At 60.0% G+C, this 20829-nt stretch carries 18 protein-coding genes; 14 read left to right on the top strand and 4 right to left on the bottom strand.

The window, feature by feature from the left end:
* Positions 1–247 precede the first annotated feature (247 nt).
* Both cobF and ACA061_RS10785 read right to left on the bottom strand, forming a co-directional pair.
* The gene (gene cobF, locus ACA061_RS10790; protein WP_210555075.1) at positions 248–1003 is read right to left on the bottom strand and encodes a precorrin-6A synthase (deacetylating); all 756 of its coding nucleotides are present in this window, start codon (positions 1001–1003) and stop codon (positions 248–250) included.
* Positions 1003–1572 (bottom strand): histidine phosphatase family protein, encoded by a 570-nt coding sequence (locus tag ACA061_RS10785; RefSeq protein ID WP_497301464.1) that lies wholly within the window; start codon positions 1570–1572, stop codon positions 1003–1005. Before ACA061_RS10785 ends, cobF begins: the two co-directional genes overlap by 1 nt.
* Positions 1573–1902: 330 nt before the next feature.
* On the opposite strand from ACA061_RS10785, the gene ACA061_RS10780 reads away from it, so the two are divergent.
* The 8 genes from ACA061_RS10780 to ACA061_RS10745 all read left to right on the top strand — a co-directional run bounded on the left by ACA061_RS10780 (position 1903) and on the right by ACA061_RS10745 (position 10398).
* A complete protein-coding gene (locus tag ACA061_RS10780) occupies positions 1903–2757 on the top strand; it encodes a MurR/RpiR family transcriptional regulator (protein ID WP_497301462.1) in 855 nt (284 codons plus the stop codon).
* Positions 2758–2759: 2 nt separating this feature from the next.
* The gene (locus ACA061_RS10775) at positions 2760–3404 is read left to right on the top strand and encodes a cysteine hydrolase family protein (protein WP_150616486.1); all 645 of its coding nucleotides are present in this window, start codon (positions 2760–2762) and stop codon (positions 3402–3404) included.
* Positions 3401–4732, top strand: a complete 1332-nt coding sequence (locus ACA061_RS10770; protein ID WP_497301461.1) for a type I glutamate--ammonia ligase — start codon at positions 3401–3403, stop codon at positions 4730–4732. The genes ACA061_RS10775 and ACA061_RS10770 overlap by 4 nt, the downstream gene beginning before the upstream one ends.
* The gene (locus tag ACA061_RS10765; protein WP_150616488.1) at positions 4716–5468 is read left to right on the top strand and encodes an N-formylglutamate amidohydrolase; all 753 of its coding nucleotides are present in this window, start codon (positions 4716–4718) and stop codon (positions 5466–5468) included. The genes ACA061_RS10770 and ACA061_RS10765 overlap by 17 nt, the downstream gene beginning before the upstream one ends.
* Positions 5469–5549: 81 nt before the next feature.
* Entirely contained in the window at positions 5550–6899 is a 1350-nt protein-coding gene (locus ACA061_RS10760) for an APC family permease (RefSeq protein WP_497301459.1), read from the top strand.
* 118 nt (positions 6900–7017) lie between these two features.
* Positions 7018–8034 carry an arginine N-succinyltransferase gene (locus ACA061_RS10755; RefSeq protein ID WP_497301457.1) on the top strand — a complete coding sequence of 339 codons (1017 nt, stop codon included), beginning with the start codon at positions 7018–7020 and terminating at the stop codon, positions 8032–8034.
* Positions 8035–8095: 61 nt separating this feature from the next.
* Positions 8096–9130 (top strand): arginine N-succinyltransferase, encoded by a 1035-nt coding sequence (astA, locus tag ACA061_RS10750; protein WP_150604532.1) that lies wholly within the window; start codon positions 8096–8098, stop codon positions 9128–9130.
* 398 nt (positions 9131–9528) lie between these two features.
* Entirely contained in the window at positions 9529–10398 is an 870-nt protein-coding gene (locus ACA061_RS10745) for an isocitrate lyase/PEP mutase family protein (protein WP_042559747.1), read from the top strand.
* A gap of 123 nt (positions 10399–10521) precedes the next feature.
* On the opposite strand, the gene ACA061_RS10740 is transcribed toward ACA061_RS10745, so the two are convergent.
* Positions 10522–10824 carry a hypothetical protein gene (locus ACA061_RS10740; RefSeq protein ID WP_497301454.1) on the bottom strand — a complete coding sequence of 101 codons (303 nt, stop codon included), beginning with the start codon at positions 10822–10824 and terminating at the stop codon, positions 10522–10524.
* Positions 10825–11366: 542 nt separating this feature from the next.
* Complete coding sequence (locus tag ACA061_RS10735; protein ID WP_210701878.1) at positions 11367–12440, bottom strand: diguanylate cyclase; 1074 nt, start codon at positions 12438–12440, stop codon at positions 11367–11369.
* Between the two features lie 315 nt (positions 12441–12755).
* On the opposite strand from ACA061_RS10735, the gene ACA061_RS10730 reads away from it, so the two are divergent.
* The 6 genes from ACA061_RS10730 to hglS all read left to right on the top strand — a co-directional run bounded on the left by ACA061_RS10730 (position 12756) and on the right by hglS (position 20537).
* Positions 12756–14210: a flavin-containing monooxygenase gene (locus ACA061_RS10730; protein ID WP_210701877.1), complete on the top strand. Its 1455-nt coding sequence runs from the start codon at positions 12756–12758 to the stop codon at positions 14208–14210.
* A gap of 21 nt (positions 14211–14231) precedes the next feature.
* The gene (locus ACA061_RS10725) at positions 14232–15158 is read left to right on the top strand and encodes an alpha/beta fold hydrolase (protein WP_210701876.1); all 927 of its coding nucleotides are present in this window, start codon (positions 14232–14234) and stop codon (positions 15156–15158) included.
* Positions 15159–15288: 130 nt separating this feature from the next.
* Positions 15289–16788, top strand: coding sequence for a glycolate oxidase subunit GlcD (glcD, locus tag ACA061_RS10720; RefSeq protein ID WP_497301453.1), 1500 nt, complete (start codon positions 15289–15291; stop codon positions 16786–16788).
* On the top strand, positions 16788–17837 hold the full coding sequence (glcE, locus tag ACA061_RS10715) for a glycolate oxidase subunit GlcE (protein ID WP_210701874.1): 1050 nt from the start codon (positions 16788–16790) through the stop codon (positions 17835–17837). The genes glcD and glcE overlap by 1 nt, the downstream gene beginning before the upstream one ends.
* A gap of 2 nt (positions 17838–17839) precedes the next feature.
* The gene (gene glcF, locus ACA061_RS10710; RefSeq protein WP_210555064.1) at positions 17840–19060 is read left to right on the top strand and encodes a glycolate oxidase subunit GlcF; all 1221 of its coding nucleotides are present in this window, start codon (positions 17840–17842) and stop codon (positions 19058–19060) included.
* 88 nt (positions 19061–19148) lie between these two features.
* Entirely contained in the window at positions 19149–20537 is a 1389-nt protein-coding gene (hglS, locus tag ACA061_RS10705) for a 2-oxoadipate dioxygenase/decarboxylase HglS (protein ID WP_210555063.1), read from the top strand.
* The last annotated feature ends 292 nt before the right edge of the window (positions 20538–20829 follow it).

Below are 20829 nucleotides of genomic sequence, written 5' to 3'. Positions count from 1 at the left end.
CGCGGGCGGATCCACGACATCCGCTCGCTGTCTCCCCAACACACAGATCCTTAGGGGATCAATGTTCGCCGCAAGATTTGTGTACGACACTGATCAACTGTAGGAGCTGCCGAAGGCTGCGATCTTTTGATCTTGCTCTTGAAAAACAAGATCAAAAGATCGCAGCCTCGTTTCACTCGACAGCTCCTACAGAGGTCGATGTGGGAGCGAGCCTGCTCGCGAAGGGGCCCATTCAAGCACCAAAGATCTAAGGCTTGCGCAGCAAATACGTATCCATGATCCATCCATGCTCCAACCGCGCAGCCTTGCGCACCCGCTCGATTTCATCCGCCACATCGCCAAGTTTGCCGCTGATCAAGATCTCATCCGGCGTGCCCAGGTAAGCCCCCCAAAAAATCTCTGTCTGCGGATCAGCCACATGGTGGTAGGAATCTTCGGCATCGAGCATCACCACCAAACTGTCGGCATCACTTACCTGCCCTGCTGCTAGGCGCCGGCCGGTGGTGATTTCAACCGAGCGGCCGATGGTATTCAACGGCACCTTGTGCTGCGCCGCCAAGGCCTGAACGCTGGTAATCCCAGGGATCACTTCAAACTCGAAGGCACAGCGGCCCGACGCCAGTATCGCGTGCAGGATGCGGAGGGTGCTGTCGTACAACGCCGGATCGCCCCACACCAGAAAACCGCCGCACTCCCCGTCAGACAATTCGTCGTTGATCAGCCGTTCGAAGGTTTGCTGCTTGGTGCGGTTCAGATCATCGACGCTGGCGATGTAGTCCACGTCGCCGCGCTCGCGTTCCGGGCTGTGGGCTTCGACGAAGCGATACGCTGGATCGGTGATATAGCGCTGACAAATCTCGCGGCGCAGATCGATCAATTTGTCCTTGCTCTGGCCCTTATCCAGCAAAAAGAACACATCCACCCGATTCAGCGCTTTCACCGCCTGCATCGTGATGTAGTCCGGATTACCGGCGCCGATACCGATCACCAGCAGCTGCTTCATCAGCGTGTTCCTTCAATGTCATGACCTGGCAAGCGTAGCCGCCAGCGCCCGGTGAAGCGAAGTTCAACCGCTGACAACGGCTCGACATCAATGTCATGAAACGCCGAGCCCTGCATAACGTGAATCAACGCAGCACGGATGATGAACGGATGCGTGACCGCCACCACGTGCCCCGGCGTGGTTTGCAGACTGACCAGCCACCTCGACACACGCTCACACACCTGCGCGATCGATTCACCGCCATGGGGCGTGGCGTGCGGATCTTCCAGCCATTCCTGTAGCGCCGCAGTTTGCGAGCGTTGCAGATCCTTGATCGCCTGCCCGTGCCACTGCCCCCAATCGCAATCGCGCAGCGCTTGATCAATATGTGCGTCGGCACCCAACCACGCGGCGGTCTGACGTGTACGCAGTTCAGGCGCACAGATCAGGCGCCGTGAGGCGTCGAAGCGCGCAGCCAATACGTCAGAAGCCGGGCCGATATTTTCAACAGGCTCATTCGTAGGAAAACGCGCCAGTTTTTGTGCGACGGTTCGCGCGTGGCACATCAGGGTCAAACGGGTGGTGTGCACAATCAATCACTCTGTCGAGAGTCATGAAAAACCACGGCGCAATGCCGGTTAGTGGGCAATTGTGCCGTACATCAAGGGCTTCAAGGCTGTTAGCTGCATCGCCTTATCACTTTAAGATGCCAAAAAATCGGCAATGTCTGACATGCCCATGGGCAATGGACTACAAAGCTTGTCGCCAACCGTGTAGCCCTTGTTACACAAGCATCTTGCCCCATTTCAGGGCCTTTTCAACACACTGAAAAATTCACTAGACATGTAGCGTCAGTTACATAAATACTGTTTTAACGGATTGTGAAACGAATTCGACACACCCATCCAGCAGGAGCCAGGATGCCCCCTCTCAGAGACCTGATCACCGATCCCGGCCTCGATCTGACACCGTCAGAACGCAAAGTCGTTCGCGCCCTGCTTGATCAATACCCACGCAACGGTCTGGGACCAATGGCACGTCTGGCCGAACACGCCGGCGTCAGCGACCCGACCATCGTGCGCCTGGTGAAAAAACTCGGTTTCGGCGGTTATGCCGAGTTCCAGGATGCGCTGCTCAGCGACATGGATCATCGCCTGCGCTCACCGCGCACCCTGCTGCAACCGCGAGCCCAGCAAAACAAGGACGACGCCTGGGGTCATTATCTGGCCGACAGCCATCGCCTGCTGGTTGAAACGCAATCGCTGACTCAACCCAAAGACGTGCGCATCCTCACGGATTGGCTACTCGATACCCGGCATCAGGTGCACTGCTTCGGCGGACGCTTCAGCAGCCTGCTGGCGAGCTACTTGCTCAATCACTTGCGCCTGCTGCGCACCGGCTGCTTTGCACTGGAAGACAACGCGCAACTGCCTGATCGCCTGTTCGATCTGCAACGCCAGGATGTGGTGTTGCTGTTTGACTATCGCCGCTACCAGTCCCAGGCCCTACGCGTGGCCAGCGCGGCGAAAAACAACAACGCGCGAGTGGTGCTCTTCACCGACATCTACGCCTCGCCACTGCGCGAACTAGCCGACCTGATTATCAGCGCCCCCGTAGAGTCAGCCTCGCCGTTCGACACCATGGTGCCGGCGCTGGCGCAAGTCGAAGCACTGATCGCCAGCCTGACCCTGCGCACCACGAATCTGGCCGATCGCCTGGAAGGCATCGACGCCCTGCGCAACGACTTCAATACGCACCTTCTGGAGGATAAATAAGGATGTTCACCCTTCCACACCGCTCGCCGCGAGACCTGCCATTTGTCACCGACCATACGGCCTTGTTGCTGGTTGACATGCAGCGCGCCTGGCTCGATCCGCAGTTTGAACCTCACCTCACAAGTCCGGATGGCGAATACTTTCTGAACCGCGTCCAGACGCATGTCGTGCCCAATCAACAACGCCTGCTGAATGGCTTTCGCGAGGCGCAGCAGAACGTGCTGCACACCGTCATCGAGAGCCTTACCGCCGATGGCCGCGATCGTTCGCTGGACCACAAACTGTCGAATCTGAACGTCCCCAAGGGCAGCCCGCAGGCACAGATCATCGCCGAACTGACGCCCGCAGAAAACGAAATCTTCTTGCCGAAAACGTCCTCCGGGGTCTTCAACTCGACCAACATCGACTATGTGCTGCGCAACCTCGCGACCCGCCATTTGATCATCGCCGGCATCGTTACCGATCAGTGCGTGGACATGGCCGTGCGCGACGCTGCCGACCGCGGTTATCTGGTGACCCTGGTCGAAGACGCCTGCGCCACCCGCACTGCCGAACGCCATCACGCCTGCCTGAACGCGATCAAGGGTTACTGCTGGATCACCGACACCGACACCGTGCTCGGCCGGTTGCAGGAGATGCAGCCATGAGCGCCCGTCTGACGCCGCTGCCGATGACCACTATCGTCACTACTGACCTGATCGGCATTACTCGTGGCCGCTCGTTCCCCACCGACGAACTTGAGCATTACCAAGCCCCCGGTTGTGGCTGGGTGCCAGCCAACAGCGCCCTGACCCCGCAGGATTCCATCGCTTCGACCAGCCCGTGGGGCGCTTATGGCGACTTGCGCCTGGTTCCGGATCTGAGCAGCCGCGTCACCGTGAGCAACGGGCCGGATGTGAACGCCCCGCCGCTGGACTTCATCCACGGCGATCTTCGCGAAACCGATGGCCAGCCATTCGGCGCCTGCCCGCGCACGCTGCTGCGCGATGAGGTCGAGCGTTACCGCGACGATTTGGGCTTGCAGGTCAACGCCGCGTTCGAACACGAATTCAACCTGCATGCAGACCTTGCCGAACCTCCGGCGTTCTCGCTTGAAGCCCAGCGTCAGGGCGCCGAGTTCGGCGGCTGGCTGCTCAGCGCTCTGCGTGCCGGCGGCGTCGAGCCGGAGATGTTTCTGCCCGAGTACGGCAAGCATCAATTCGAAATCACTTGCCGACCAGCGCTGGGCGTCGCGGCCGCAGACCGCGCGGTGAACGTGCGCGAAATCGCCCGTGAGATCGCCCGGCAGATGGGCCTGGACCTGAGCTTCGCACCGAAGACTGCCGCGGAGGCGATGTGCAACGGTGTGCACCTGCACGTCAGCCTGCTTGATCTGGACGGCCAGCCGATGCTCTACGACGCAGGCACCAGCAATGGTCTGTCGAGCCTCGGCCAGCATTGGGCGGCGGGAATCCTGCATTACTTGCCGGCGCTGTGTGCAATCACCGCACCGACACCGCTCTCGTACGAGCGCTTGCAGCCACATCACTGGAGCGCCTCTTACGCCTGCCTGGGGCAACAGAACCGCGAAGCGGCGTTGCGCATCTGCCCGACTTCGACGTTGGGCAGCAAATCCGTGGCGAAGCAGTTCAACCTGGAATTTCGCGCCATGGACGCCACCGCCTCGCCGCATTTGGCGATGGCTGCACTGCTGATCGCCGGACGACTGGGCATCGAACAGCGTCTGGCGCTGAACGCAATCACCAATGAAATCCCCGATTCACTCAATGACGAGCAACGTCAGGCGCGGGGCATCGTTGCCCTGCCCGCCTCGCTGGCTCAGGCACTGGATTGCCTGCGCGACAGTACAGCCCTCAACGAATGGCTGCCCAAACCGTTGCTCGACAGTTATTACGCCCTTAAAACCGAGGAACTGGCGCTGACGGAACAGCTCTCGATCGCTGAACTTTGTGAGCACTATGCACGCGTGTACTGAATCCGCCGAGCTGGGGTTGTTTACCAGACCGGTCTACAACCTGAGCCGCGCCGACTCGACGCATCCGTTGATTCTGGTGTGCGAGCACGCCAGCTGCTACATCCCCGAGGCCCTGAACAATCTGGGCCTGGACGATACAGCCGCCCGCGAGCACATCGCCTGGGACATCGGCGCACTGGAACTGGCCGAGCAATTGTCGGCAACACTCGGCGCAACGCTGTTGAGCGCCAACTATTCGCGGCTACTGATCGACCTCAATCGGCCACGACATGCCCCCGACAGCATTCCGGCGCAGAGCGAGATCTATCAGGTGCCGGGCAACCGCGAGCTGGACGAAGCCACGCGCGAGTACCGCCGGCAGACGCTGTTCAAGCCGTTTCACACGCGCTTGCAAACACTGATCGACGCGCGCATTGCCAAGGGCCAACCGGTGCGCATAGTCGGGATTCACAGCTTTACGCCGGTGTATTACGGCCAGCCGCGCACCATGGAAGTCGGTGTGCTGTTTGGCCAGGCCAAGGCCTACGCCCAACAAGTGCTCGACGGCCTCGAAGCACATCCGCTGGTAGTCGCGGGTAATCAGCCGTACAGGATTGATCCGCTGGGCGACATGACAGTCCCGGTACACGGCGATGCCCGTGGCCTGGATTCGGTGCTGATCGAGGTGCGCAACGACTTGCTGCGCAGCCCCGAAGCGGTGTCGCGCTGGGCTGGATACCTCGCGCCACTGCTGTAATGGAAAACACTGCTGAAGCTGTAAACGATGGACCGATATAACAACTAAAACGACTGATTGGCTTACAAGGAGTTGCGCTTCATGGAAATTGAAGAATTCGGCTACAAGCAAGAGTTGAAACGTAGCCTGACGCTCACCGACCTGGTGGTGTATGGGATGATCTTCATGATCCCCATCGCCCCGTTCGGCGTGTATGGCTACGTCAACGCCGAGGCACCGGGGATGGTGCCGCTGGCGTACATCATCGGCATGGTGGCCATGGTGTTTACCGCGTTGAGCTACGGCAGCATGGCCCGCGCTTTTCCGGTTGCAGGCTCGGTGTATTCCTACGCGCAACGCGGCCTCAATCAACACGTCGGCTTCATCGCCGGGTGGCTGATGCTGCTTGACTACCTGCTGATCCCGCCGCTGCTGTACGTGTACGCGGCGATGGCGCTCAACCACTTGTACCCGGACATTCCGAAGGTCGGCTTCATTCTGGCATTCCTCGTCAGCGCCACCTTCGTCAACTTGCGCGGAATCACGTTTACCGCACGGATGAACATTGTCTTTCTGCTGGCGCAACTGGTCGTGCTGGGCATCTTCCTGTTCTATGCCTGGACCGCCCTGCACAACGGTGGCGGCAATGGCGAGCTGACGTTGGCGCCGCTGTACAACCCGCAAACCTTCAACTTCGCCCTGCTGATGCAAGCCGTGTCGATTGCCGTGCTGTCGTTCCTGGGCTTCGATGCGATTTCCACCCTCGCCGAAGAAATCAAGGGCGACCCGGGTCGTAGTGTTGGCAAAGCTTCGTTGATCACGCTGGTGGTAATGGGCACGATTTTCGTGGTGCAAACCTGGATCGCTACCGATCTGGCAGCAGGCCTGGACTTCAAGTCCGCCGACACCGCGTTCTATGAAATCGCCGAACTCGCAGCCGGTAGCTGGCTGGCGACCCTGACGGCTATCACCACGGCGCTGTCCTGGGGTATCGCTGTGGCGGTCACTTCGCAATCTGCTGTGTCGCGCCTGCTGTTCGGCATGGCCCGTGACGGCAAGCTGCCAAAAATACTGGCCAGGGTTCATCCGAAACACAACACGCCGTACATGAGCATTTATCTGGTGGCGGTGCTGTCGCTGGTGATCTGCTACCTGTTCATCAACTCGGTCGACACCCTGACCTCGCTGGTCAACTTCGGCGCACTCAGCGGTTTCATGCTGTTGCACCTGACAGTGATCAACTACTACTGGCGTCGGCAAAAGTCCGGTCAGGTTGTGCGCCACCTGATCTGCCCGGTGATCGGCTTCATCATCGTCGCGGCCATCATGGTCAACATGGGTGTCGATGCGCAGAAACTCGGCCTGATCTGGATCGCTCTGGGCCTGGTGTACCTGTTCTTCCTCAACAAGTTCAGCGCCAGTACCGCGCTGCCTGACCCGAGCAACGGCTGACAAGAAAAAGAGCGGCGTCTGACAACAAATCAGGCGACCGCCGATTTAATGCGTGGAAACCGACAGTGATAGTCAGGTTCGGCAAATTTGCCGAACCTTTTGATACAGGAGTACATCCATGCTGGTCTTACGCCCAGTCGAGCAGACTGACCTGACCCAGCTCCAACAATTGGCCCGTGACAGTCTGGTGGGGGTAACCTCCCTGCCGGACGACAGCGAGCGATTGCGCGAGAAAATCGCCGGTTCCTGTGCCTCGTTTGCCAGTGACGCCACGGCCCACGGCCCGGAGAACTACTTCTTCGTGCTCGAAGACCTCGACAGTCAACGTCTGGTCGGCTGCTCGGAGATTCTCGCCACCGCCGGCTTCGACGAACCGTTCTACAGCCTGCGCAACCGTCACTTCACCAGTGCCTCGCGGGAATTGAACATCGAGCACGGTGTGCCGGCGCTGTCGTTGTGTCACGACCTCAACGACCACACGCTGCTGCGCGGTTTCCATATCGACGCCGCGCTGGTGCGAACGCCATTCTCCGAATTGCTCTCGCGGGCACGATTGCTGTTCATCGCGGCCCACGCACAACGCTTCGCCGACGCAGTGATCACCGAAATCGTCGGCTACAGCGACGAAAACGGCCATTCGCCGTTCTGGGACGCACTGGGCAAGCACTTCTTCGATCTGCCTTACGTCGAAGCCGAGCGGCTGTGCGGAATGCAAAGCCGCGCGTTTCTCGCCGAATTGTTTCCGCAATACCCGATTTATGTCCCGATGCTGCCGCAAGCGGCTCAGGACTGTATCGGCCGGATTCATCCGGACGGCCAGGAAGCGTTCGACATTCTTGAGCGTGAAGGCTTTGAAACCAACAGCTACATCGACCTGTTCGACGCCGGACCGACACTGTATGCACGCACGACAAACATCCACTCGATCGTCCGCAGCCAGATCGCGCCTGTGCAGCAACAACCCCACATTGATGCCCGTGGCCGTTACCTGCTGAGCAATGATGCGCTGCACGGTTTTCGCGCCATCGTCGCCGAACTGGATTATCAACCCGATCAACCCCTGTCCCTCACCCCTGCAATGTGTGCGGCGCTGAACGTGACCAATGGCAGCCCGATTCGGCTGATCGCCCTGTGAACCACGCCCGGTTCCGCACTCAACGACAGTGCCCGAACAGGCGCGCAGAAGGAGTTACAGCATGATTGTCCGCCCGGTTAAAATCAGCGACCTGCGAGCCTTGATGGCGCTGGTAGAACAGGCCGGCCCGGGGTTCACCACCCTGCCGGTCAATGAAGATCGCCTGTCCCACCGGGTGCGCTGGGCACAACGTGCGTTCGCCGAGCAGGTCGAGCGTGCCGACGCCGATTATCTGTTCGTGCTCGAAGACGATGACATGCGTGTGGTCGGTGTCAGTGCGTTGGCCGGGGCGGTCGGCCTGCGTGAACCCTGGTACAACTATCGGGTCGGGTTGACCGTGAGTTCGGCGCCGGATCTGGGCATTCAACGGCAGATCCCGACCCTGTTCCTCAACAACGAACTGACCGGGCAATCGGAACTGTGCTCGTTGTTCCTGGGCCATGACCATCGCCACGGCAGCAACGGTCGCTTGCTGTCGCTGGGGCGCCTGTTGTTCGTTGCCGAGTTTCCGCATCTGTTTGGCGAGAAGATGATCGCCGAACTGCGCGGCAGCGCCGATGAAACGGGCTGTTCGCCGTTCTGGGACAGCCTTGGCCGGCACTTCTTCCAGATGGATTTCTGCCACGCCGATCACCTGTCGGGGCTGGGCAACAAGTCGTTCATCGCCGAACTGATGCCGCGCCAACCGCTGTACACCTGCCTGCTCACCGAACAGGCACAGGCGGCCATCGGTCAGGCGCACCCGAACACTGAGCCGGCGCTGAAAATCCTTCAGGCCGAGGGTTTCGCCCACAAGGGCTATATCGATATTTTCGACGGTGGGCCGGTCATTGAAGCGCCGATCCGCAACATCCGCACGGTACGTGACAGCCTGGAATTGTCCTTGAGCCTTGGCAGCCCGGACGAACAGGCACCGCTGTGGCTGATCCACAACCGGCGCCTGGAAAACTGCCGTATCACCGTCGCACCGGCGCGCCGGGTCGGCAGCAGCCTGGTCATCGACCGTCTCACGGCCAAACGCCTGCAGCTGCAACCGGGGAATTCGGTGCGGGCGGTGATGCTGCCCAATCAACAGCAACAGGCTGTGGCTGCCTGAACCTCGGGGATCACATTCTCCCCGTTATGGAAAACCTCCTGTGGCGAGGGGATTTATCCCCGATCGGCTGCGCAGCAGTCGCAAAACCGGTAACCGCGATGTACCCGAAAGAAAATCAGTTGTGCGGATAAGGGGGCCGCTTCGCAGCCCATCGGGGATAAATCCCCTCGCCACAGGTAAATTCCCTGCCCTTACAGATCTGCTCACCACAGATAAATCCTTCCCCACAGTCAAATCCCCGCACCAAAGATGAATCCTTTCAGCTAAAGATCATCTGAAAATGCCCCCCTCGAAAATTCGTCATGATCCTTGACCCATTCGCGTGATAGCCTTTTCATCCTTCGGCGTTGACACCTTTGCTCAAGCCGTTCCATTCCTTTGGTATTGGTGGAACTCGTATGACCAGGCTTTCTCATCAAGATTTGCGCCGCAATTTCCGTCAACTGCTGGCCTCCGACACTTGCTACCACACGGCTTCGGTGTTCGACCCGATGTCCGCCCGGATTGCCGCTGACCTGGGTTTTGAAGTAGGGATTCTCGGTGGCTCCGTGGCCTCGTTGCAGGTGCTGGGCGCCCCGGACTTTGCCTTGATCACCCTCAGCGAGTTCGCTGAACAAGCCACCCGCATCGGCCGCGTCGCCCAATTGCCGGTGATTGCCGACGCCGACCACGGCTATGGCAACGCCCTCAACGTGATGCGCACCATCGTCGAACTGGAACGCGCCGGCGTCGCCGCCCTGACCATCGAAGACACCTTGTTGCCCGCGCAATTCGGGCGCAAATCCACCGACCTGATCACCGTGGCCGAAGGCGTTGGCAAAATTCGCGCGGCGCTGGAAGCCCGGGTTGACACGGAAATGGCGATCATCGCCCGCACCAATGCCGGGATCCTGCCGATCCAGGAAATCATCAGCCGCACCCGCCAGTACCAGGGTGCGGGTGCCGATGGCATTTGCATGGTTGGCGTGCAGGACTTCGATCAGCTAGAGCAGATCGCCGAGCACCTGACCGTGCCACTGATGCTGGTCACCTACGGCAACCCGGCGCTGCGCGACGACAAGCGTCTGGCCGAACTGGGTGTGCGCGTGACCATCGACGGCCACGGCGCTTACTTCGCGGCGATCAAGGCCACATACGACAGCTTGCGTGAACAGCGGCAGATCTTTACCCAGGCCTCCGACCTGAGCGCGACCGAACTGACGCACACCTACACCCAGCCGGAGGAATACATTCTCTGGGCGAAGGAATATATGAGCGTCAAGGAGTGATGTGCTGGCCGAGCTGACGCCATCGCTGGCAAGCCAGGCTCCCACAGGTTATGTGATTGGCGACAAACTTGCGGTCACCATAAAACCCTGTGGGAGCTGGCTTGCCAGCGAAGGGGCCAGCCGCTACACCGGTGTTTTGTAAGCCTCTTCCCGCTGCGCCGCCCGCGCTTGAATCACATCCAGAATTGCACACCCTTCCCGCATCAACAGGTGCACCGCGCTGGTGACCCGCGTCAGGTCAACGTCTGAAATGCCTTTGAGGTTGAGGCTGGACAAGGTGTCCGCCAAATCGCGCACGACCACAAACCGGTGCATCGCGCAGGCCGCCATGTCGCTGAGTTCTTTGTGAGTATTGATGAAGAGCACCGGGGATTCGGCGTCGTAGGTGTCGATGGGGAGGTAGCGTGGCGTTACTTGGTCGTTCATCGGTGTATCTCCAGGTGTCGCAACCACCGTTCGCGGCCAAACGAATAAGGTGGCAGCTGTGTGCGGGTTGGCCGACCAGATACCTGAAAGATCCGGCACACCCGCAGGTGTCCCGCGCACAGCTGCCATAACACGATGCAAGCTGCTGCGTTTCAGGTTTCCGACCGGCCAAGGTCGTTCGCGATAAACTCCGCGAGCCCGAACTATAGGGGTCGAGACCGAAACGCGGCAACAGGGTACGTTGTAGGAAACGTCTTGGAAAGTTGTGCGCCGCTCATGCCTTCCACTTTTCCTACGAAATAGCCCTCACCCTAACCCTCTCCCAGAGGGAGAGGGAACTGATTGGGAGATGCTCGGGACCGGCGCCGACGTGATACACCGCGCTGAATGGAAATCGTGAATTCAAATTGATCTGGCAGGTTGCTGCATTGACTGCAAACAACGCGGTCAGTCCCCTCTCCCTCCGGGAGAGGGTTAGGGTGAGGGGCGGCCGCACCACAAATCCGACGTGGTTCCCGCAGCTCCAACAGGGGGGATTTATCTCAGACCGAGTCCAGCAACGGCTGCTTTGGCAAACTATCGCTGTTACAAATCACCCGGTTCCGTCCGCTCGCCTTGGCTTCATACAGCGCCTGATCGGCATCACTGAGCCAACGGGTCGCATCGGGGTGCGCCGGATCGTACGCCGCCAGGCCAATACTCAAACTGACCTTCAACGCCGGATTCTGCTCATAACCCAACGTCGCGAAACGCTCACGCAACGCCTCCATGGCCTGGGCCGCATTGAACAGCGGCAACTCCGGCAGAATCACGCAGAACTCATCGCCGCCGTAACGCCCGGCTACGTCGGTCGCACGCAGGTTCTGCTTGAGCATCTTGCTCAATTGTCGCAACACAATATCGCCGGCCACATGCCCGTAGGTGTCGTTGATTGCCTTGAAATGGTCGATGTCGATCAACGCAATGGCCGCGCCCTGCTTCTGCCGTTTGCAACGCTGAAAGGCGATTTCCAGTTGATCCTTCCACGCACCGTGATTGAGCAGGCCAGTGAGGCTGTCGGTGCGGCTCAGCGCCAGCAATTCACGTTTATGCACGCCCAGCGTATAGGCCTGCCGAAAGCAGATCCAGCCGAGCGCCAACGGGTACAACAGCAGCAGCGGGAAACAGGCATACATCTGCGCCGGCGTGGTTTGCGGAATGAACGCCGGGGCAAACACCACCAACCCAACGCCGACGCCTAGCAGCTGCGCCGCAGAACCGGCCAGCAGAAAACGCGCCCCACCGATGGCAACGTTGTTCATCGCCATCATCGAGATGGTTGTTGCAGTAGGCAGTGGATTGAAGTGCATGGCGGCGACCCAGAAGCCGCCGAAAAAGGCGTCGATCAACAGGTTGCGATGTTCGGCATGAAAAGGCACTCGAGCGCGGCGCGCCAGCTGATAAGCCAGATGAGGCCAGACCAGGCCATTGGACAACATCAGCGCCCAGACCCACAACGGCGGATCGAGCGAGTACATCGACACAGACACACACAAAAGCCCAAGCAGCAGCCCGAGGACTCTCGATGTGTACAGCCTCCTGGCCAATGAAAGTCCCTTTCCTCCCGTTTTTCCCATAAGGGCCTCGACCACTCGACGGAACCTGCAAAGTGCAGGGCGGACGTCTTCGGAGTCTAACAGGGCAACGTTAAATAGCCATCACCGGTCAGCGCCCTGAATGCAGGAGCTGCGGCACGCTGCGATCCTTTGATTTTGAACCTTAAAACAAGATCAAAAGATCGCAGCCTCGTTTTACTCGACAGCTCCTACAGGGTTTTGGGGTGGACGGAGGAATGGGGAAAGATGCGGTAACCCTTGCGACCGGGCACAGTGCAAATTTTTGGCTATACATGAAAGGAGTAAAACGGAAAAACAACTATAAGAAGGAGGCCCATGCAGACTTACCAAGTGTTGATCATCGGCAGCGGATTTGGCGGTCAGTGCGCGGCGATCAACCTGCTCAAGGCCGGGATCGACGATTTTCGCTTGCTGGAACGGCGCGACTTCTTTGGCGGCACCTGGTGCCAGAACACCTACCCCGGCGCGGCGGTGGATGTGCCCTCCCCGCTTTATTCGCTGTCGTTCGCGCCGTACCGCTGGTCACAGATGTTTGCAGCACAAGCGGAATTGCATCGCTATACCGAGCACGTGATCGATACGTTCGGCCTGCGTGAGCGCGTGGAGCTGCAAGCCAATGTCGAACACGTCGAGTGGGATGACACGGAAAAACGCTGGGCCGTCCACACCGCCACCAAAGGCACGTTCCATGCGCAGTTCCTGATCAATGCCAGCGGGCCATTGAGCCAACCGGTAATCCCGCACTTCCCTGGGCAGGATCGCTTTCAGGGCAAGACATTTCATACAAACAATTGGGATCACAGCTACGACTATCGCGGTAAACGCGTGGCCATCGTCGGCAGCGGAGCCAGCGCCGCGCAGGTAATCCCGGTGATCGCCCCGCAGGTTGAGCAACTGCATGTATTCCAACGCACGCCGCATTGGGTGCTGCCGCGAGCCGATCGCGTATTCGGGCCGTTTCAGCGCTGGTTACTCGGTTTGAAACCGGCCTACAAACTGCTGCGCTGGTTGATTTACTGGCAGTTCGAGACACGGGTGATCGCCTTCAAATACTCGAAACCGGCGATTCACATGGTGCAGAAACAGGCGCTGCGCTTTCTCAAACGCCAAGTGCCCGATCCCGTGCTCCAGCAAAAACTCACGCCGGACTTCACCATCGGCTGTAAACGGGTGCTGGTCTCCAGCACCTACTACCCGGCACTGACCCGGCCCAATGTCAGCCTGCACAGCCGCGAGCAGGGCATCGCGTCAATCGATGAAAGCGGAATCAACACCCAGGACGGCGAGCACATCGATGTTGATCTGATCGTCTGGTCGACCGGTTATGACGCTACCGACGGCGTTATTTCCTACCCCGTCAGCGGAAAGAACGCCGTGCAACTCAGAGATGTCTGGGCCGAATATCCTCGCGCCTACCTCGGCACCAGCCTGCCGGACTTTCCCAACCTGTTTATCGTCACCGGGCCCAATACCGGTATTGGCCACACTTCGGCGCTGTTCATCATCGAATCGCAGATGAACTACATCATCGACTGCATCCGCACCGTGCAAGCCAAAGGTCTGCGCAGCATCGAAGTGCGCCCCGAGGCAGAACGTACCTACACTGCAATGATCCACCGGGAGATGGAGCGCACGGTCTGGAAGTCCGGCGGCTGCCACAGTTGGTATCAAAGCAAGAGCGGTCATGTGATCGCGATGTTTCCCGGCTTCAGTTTCAGCTATCACCGTTTGACCCGGGCGCTGAAACCGGCCGACCACATTTTGTCCTGACTACGTATAAGGAAGACGTCGATGCTTTTGCTGTTTGTCGCCCTCGCGGTGTTCGTGGCCTGGAGCTGGTTGAGTTATCCGGCGGTCGGCCATTGGCTGTATGACCTGAACATGGCCATTGAGGCCAAGTTGTACAAACTGCACAAGATCGAAGTGCCGATCGCCGAGATGACAGTCTCGACCTGGCAGGGCGGGCCATATGAAGCGCCCAGTGCGATCCTGATGCTGCACGGCTATAGCGGCGACAAAAACCTGTGGCTGCGCTTCTCCCGGCATTTCGTGCGCGAGTACCGGGTGATCATTCCGGATCTGGCCGGCCACGGTGAAACCGGCTTCAAGGCGGGTGGCGGCTACGACATTGCGGTTCAGGCCAAGCGCATGATCCAGTTGCTCGACGTCTGCGGCGTGGAGAAAGTGCACGTGATCGGCAACTCCATGGGCGGTTACATCGCGGCCTGGCTGGCGGCAACGTATCCGGAGCGGATCGCTTCGCTGGCGTTGATCGACCCGGCCGGCGTCGCCGCGCCCGAGGTCAGCGACATGGAGCGCCACCTGGCCCGTGGGCACAACCCGTTTCTGATCAACTCCCGGGAAGAATTCCAGCAGTTTTATGCGATGACCATGGCCTCGCCGCCCTGGGTGCCGAAACCCGTGCTGGATGCGATCGCCCAGCGTTATGAAAACCAGCGCGATGAACTGGAAGAGATCTTCCGCGATTTCCGCGCCAGCCCGCCGATGGAGCCAAAACTGGCCGACATCAAATGCCCATCGCTGCTGCTGTGGGGCCGCAAGGATCGCTTGATCGATGTCAGCAGCGTGCCGATCTGGAGCAAAGGCATCGCCAATTTGCAGGTGGATGTGTGGGACCACGTCGGGCATATGCCAATGGTCGAACAGCCCGCAGACACCGCGCGCTTGTATCGAGAGTTTTTGGGCAAGCAAAAATGAAAACCTGCACACCCCTGTAGGAGCTGCCGAAGGCTGCGATCTTTTGACTTTGGTTTTTAAGAATCAAAAGCAAGATCAAAAGATCGCCGCCTTCGGCAGCTCCTACAGGGGGAGTGGTTGAGAGGTTGAGATGAACATTCTTTACGACGAACGCCTCGACGGTCCGCTGCCTGACGTCAACAAGGCCGATCTGCTCAAGGCCTTGCAACAGGCCATCCCCGACCTCGACATTCTCTGGCGCGAGGAAGAACTCAAACCCTACGAATGCGATGGCCTCTCCGCCTACCGCACCACGCCGATGCTGGTCGCCCTGCCCCGGCGGCTCGAGCAGGTGCAAACCCTGCTTAAACTCTGCCATCAACAAAACGTTCCGGTGGTCGCCCGCGGCGCCGGTACCGGTTTGTCCGGCGGCGCGTTGCCGCTGGAAAAAGGCCTGTTACTGGTGATGGCGCGCTTCAACACCATCCTCCACATCGACCCGGCCGCCCGCACTGCGCGGGTTCAGCCCGGCGTGCGCAATCTGGCGATTTCCCAGGCCGCCGCGCCGTTCGGGCTGTATTACGCGCCGGATCCATCGTCGCAAATCGCCTGTTCGATTGGCGGCAACGTCGCCGAAAACGCCGGTGGCGTGCATTGCCTCAAGTACGGCCTGACCGTGCACAATCTGCTGAAAATCGAAGTGCTGACGATTGAAGGCGAACGCCTGACCCTGGGCTCCGAAGCCCTCGATTCGCCTGGTTTCGACTTGCTTGCGCTGTTCACCGGTTCCGAAGGCTTGCTGGGGATCATCACCGAAGTCACGGTCAAACTGCTGCCCAAACCACAGGTCGCCAAAGTGCTGCTGGCCAGTTTCGATTCCGTGGAAAAGGCCGGACGCGCCGTGGCCGAAATCATCGCCGCAGGGATCATTCCCGGCGGCTTGGAGATGATGGACAACCTCGCCATTCGCGCCGCCGAAGACTTCATTCACGCCGGTTACCCGGTCGACGCCGAAGCCATTCTGTTGTGCGAACTCGACGGCGTCGAAGCGGATGTCCACGACGACTGCCAGCGGGTTCGCGACGTGATGACCGAGGCCGGTGCAACCGAGGTGCGTCAGGCTCGTGACGAAGCTGAACGCGTGCGTTTCTGGGCCGGGCGCAAAAACGCTTTTCCGGCCATCGGCCGCTTGTCGCCGGACTATTACTGCATGGACGGCACCATTCCGCGGCGCGAATTGCCCGGCGTGTTGCAAGGCATCGCCCGCCTCAGCGAGGAATACGGTTTGCGCGTGGCGAATGTGTTCCATGCCGGCGACGGCAACATGCATCCACTGATTCTGTTCGACGCCAACCAACCCGGCGAACTGCACCGCGCCGAAGCTCTGGGCGGCAAAATTCTGGAATTGTGCGTGCAGGTCGGCGGCAGCATCACCGGCGAACACGGGGTCGGCCGCGAAAAAATCAATCAGATGTGCGCGCAATTCAACAGCGAAGAATTGACCCTGTTCCACGCCGTCAAAACCGCGTTTGACCCGCAAGGCCTGCTCAACCCCGGCAAGAACATCCCGACACTGCACCGCTGTGCCGAGTTTGGCGCGATGCACATTCATGCCGGGCAACTGCCATTTCCCGAGCTGGAGCGCTTCTGATGGCTGACTTCGACGGCGCCAGCATCCTGCTCGATCAGGTCAATGTAGCGCGGGCCAATGCCACGCCACTGAGAATTCAGGGCGGCAACAGCAAGGCGTTTCTCGGTCGCGAAGTGGCCGGTGAGGTACTCGACATCCGCGTGCATCGCGGCATCGTGCGCTATGAGCCGACCGAACTGGTGGTCAGCGTGCGCGCAGGGACGCCATTGTCCGAGTTGCTCGCGGCACTGGATGCCGCCGGGCAAATGTTACCGTGCGAGCCGCCAGCATTCGGTGAAAGCGCCACGGTCGGTGGCATGATTGCGACGGGTTTGTCCGGCCCTCGGCGGCCATGGTCTGGCTCGGTGCGCGATTTCGTTCTGGGTACACGAGTGATTACCGGTCTGGGCCAACACCTGCGTTTCGGCGGCGAAGTGATGAAAAACGTTGCCGGTTATGACCTCTCGCGGCTGATGGCCGGCAGTTACGGCTGCCTCGGCGTGCTCACCGAAGTCTCGCTCAAAGTCCTGCCCAAACCCCGGCAATGCCTGAGCATTCGCCTGGATATCGATTGCGCTCGGGCACTGGCCAATCTCGCCGAATGGGGCCAGCAACCGCTGCCAATCAGCGCCGCGTGCCACGATGGCGACAGTTTGTATCTGCGACTTGAGGGTGGCGAGGGCTCGGTGACGGCGGCGCATCAACGCTTGGGCGGTGAACCACTGGACTCGCTGTTCTGGCGTGATTTGAACGAGCAACGTTCGCCATTCTTTGACGAAGGCCTGCCATTGTGGCGCCTGTCGCTGCCGAACAATCTCGGCGCGTTGGATCTGCCCGGCGCGCAACTGATCGACTGGGCCGGCGCGCAACGCTGGTTGAAATCCGACAGCCAACACATTCATATCCTTGCCCAGGAACTCGGCGGCCACGCTACCTGCTTCACCCATGGCGCCACCTCGTCACCGTTCCAGCCATTGCCCGCCACGCTGCTGCGCTATCACCGGCAACTCAAGGCGCAACTCGACCCGCAAGGGCTGTTCAATCCCGGCCGGATGTACGCGGAGTTTTAGCCATGCAAACAACCCTCAGCGAGCAATCCCGACAGTTGCCCCGCGCCGCCGAGGCGGAAAAGATCCTCCGTAGCTGCGTGCATTGCGGCTTTTGCAACGCGACATGTCCGACGTATCAATTGCTCGGCGATGAGCTCGATGGTCCGCGCGGGCGCATCTATCTGATCAAGCAAGTGCTCGAAGGCGCACCGGCGACCGCACAAACGCAACTGCATCTGGACCGCTGCCTGTCGTGCCGCAATTGCGAAACCACCTGCCCGTCCGGCGTCGACTATCACAACTTGCTCGACATCGGTCGGGCCGTGGTTGATCAAGCGGTGCCGCGTCCGGCGGCGCAACGCTTGTTGCGTGAAGGCCTGCGCGCACTGGCGCCGAATCCGCGATTGTTCAAAGGTTTGCTGCGGGTGGGCGCTACGTTTCGGCCGCTGTTGCCGCGAATGTTTGAAAGCAAACTGCCGCAGCCCATGCTGACGTCGGGGTTGCGTCCCGCCCCTCGGCATGCGCGCCGCGTCATGTTGCTGGAAGGTTGCGTGCAACCGGGTTTGTCGCCGAACACCAATGACGCCGCGGCGCGTGTGCTCGACCGACTCGGCATCAGCGTCATCCCGGTAGCCGAGGCCGGTTGCTGTGGTGCGCTGGATTATCACCTCGACGCCCAGGCCAAAGGCCTCGACCGCGCCCGGCAGAACATCGACGCCTGGTGGCCACATCTGCAAAACGGCGCCGAAGCCATCGTGCAGACCGCCAGCGGCTGCGGCGCGTTCATCAAGGATTACGGGCATTTGCTCGAGGCCGATCCGGTCTATGCCGACAAGGCACGGCGGATCAGCGAAATGACCCTCGATCTGGTGCAGGTTCTCGCGCAAGAACCGCTGGAGCAGGTCTGCGCCGCCAGCGAACAGCGGATCGCCGTGCATTGCCCGTGCACCTTGCAGCACGCATTGAAACTCGGCGGTGCGGTGGAAGCGGTGCTGACCCGCCTCGGCTTCAACCTGACGGCGGTGCCGGACGGCCACTTGTGCTGCGGCTCGGCGGGCACCTATTCCCTGACCCAGCCGACACTGGCGCGGCAACTGCGCGACAACCGCCTCAATGCCTTGGAAAGCGGCCGCCCGCAGCTGATCGTCACCTCCAACATCGGTTGCCAGAGCCACTTGGCCAGCGCCGGACGCACACCGGTTTTGCACTGGATCGAACTGGTGGATCAGTCGTTGGCAGAATGAAGTTCGTAGGATTCTTCGTTTGCCCGCGCAGGAGAAGGCTGCGATCTTTTCTCCTATCCATTACGTGACCGTGGCAGGAATTAATTTCATGACCGTGCAGCCTTTCGTCAGCCCCGACCTGATCCGCCAACGCTTCTCCAAAGCGATGTCCGACATGTACCGCGAAGAGGTGCCTCTGTACGGCGCACTGATGGAACTGGTGGAACAGACCAACCGTGACGTGCTTTCCCGTGAGCCAGGCATCGCTCGGCAGCTAGACAGCACCGGCGAAATCGAACGCCTGGACATGGAACGCCATGGCGCCATCCGCGTCGGCACCGCGACGGAACTGGCCACCCTCGCCCGCTTGTTCGCGGTCATGGGCATGCAACCGGTGGGTTACTACGACCTGACGCCTGCGGGCGTGCCGGTGCACTCCACGGCATTTCGCGCGGTGCATGAAGATGCGCTGCAGACCAGTCCGTTCCGGGTGTTCACGTCGTTGTTGCGGCTGGAGTTGATTGAAGACCCTGAGCTGCGCGCTTTCGCCGAGTCAGTCCTGGCCAAACGTTCGATCTTTACCGACGCGGCGCTGCGTTTGATCGCCCAAGCTGAAACGGCTGGCGGACTCGACGAAACCGAATCGCAGGAATTCGTCCTACAGGCATTGGAAACCTTTCGCTGGCATCACAGCGCAACTGTTACCGCTGCGCAGTACCAGACGTTGAGCGCCCAACACCGGTTGATCGCTGATGTCGTGGCGTTCAAAGGCCCACACATCAATCACCTGACCCCACGCACGCTGGACATCGACATCGTCCAGGAACAGATGCCCGCCCATGGCATCACGCCCAAAGCGGTGGTCGAAGGCCCGCCTCGCCGGCAATGCCCGATCCTGCTGCGCCAGACCAGTTTCAAAGCGCTGGATGAGCCAATCGCATTCACCGATCAGAGCGAAACCCGAGGCAGCCACAGCGCGCGTTTCGGCGAAATCGAACAACGCGGCGCCGCGCTGACCCCCAAGGGCCGGGCGCTGTATGACCGATTACTGAATGCTGCCCGCGATGAGCTCGGTGATTTCCCCAACGAAGGCAATGCCTCACGCTACAACACGCTGATGATTCAACACTTTGGCGAATTTCCCGACAGCGTCGACGGCATGCGTGAACAGAGCCTGGCGTACTTTCGCTATTTCACTACTGAAAAAGGCTTGGGGGCGGGTAGTCTCGGTGATACCTCGCTGGAGGGCTTGTTGCGCGATGGCTATGTGAAAGCTGAGCCACTGGTGTACGAAGATTTCCTGCCGGTCAGTGCGGCGGGGATTTTTCAGTCGAACCTTGGGGATGCGGCGCAGGCGCACTATGGCGAGCACTCCAATCGACAGGCGTTCGAACAGGCGCTGGGGCGCCCGACCATTGATGAGTTGGGGTTGTATGCCGAGACGCAGAGGCGTTCGATTGAAGAATGCGCGCAAGTGCTGGGCCTGAAAATAATCTAACGGCAGGTCGTCGGTAGATCAAAAGATCGCAGCCTTCGGCAGCTCTTACATCTGGAATGTATTTTTCCTGTAGGAGCTGCCGAAGGCTGCGATCTTTTTGCTTTTGACTCATCGCACTGCCAGTGACGGCCTTCGGCCGTACTGCGCAAGAAGTTGCGCAGTACCCCATAATAAAACACCCCTCTGAAGCGCTACAGCCTATACGTCACGAGGCCTGCAGCCAAGTGCGCAAGAAGTTGCGCAGTACTGCGCAACTTCTTGCGCACTTTCGCCTTCGATTCCGTGTAAAAAA

The organism is Pseudomonas sp. LBUM1668 (assembly GCF_059695715.1).
The sequence above is the reverse complement of the archived record's forward strand: the minus strand, read 5'-3'. Positions and strand labels throughout refer to the sequence as shown.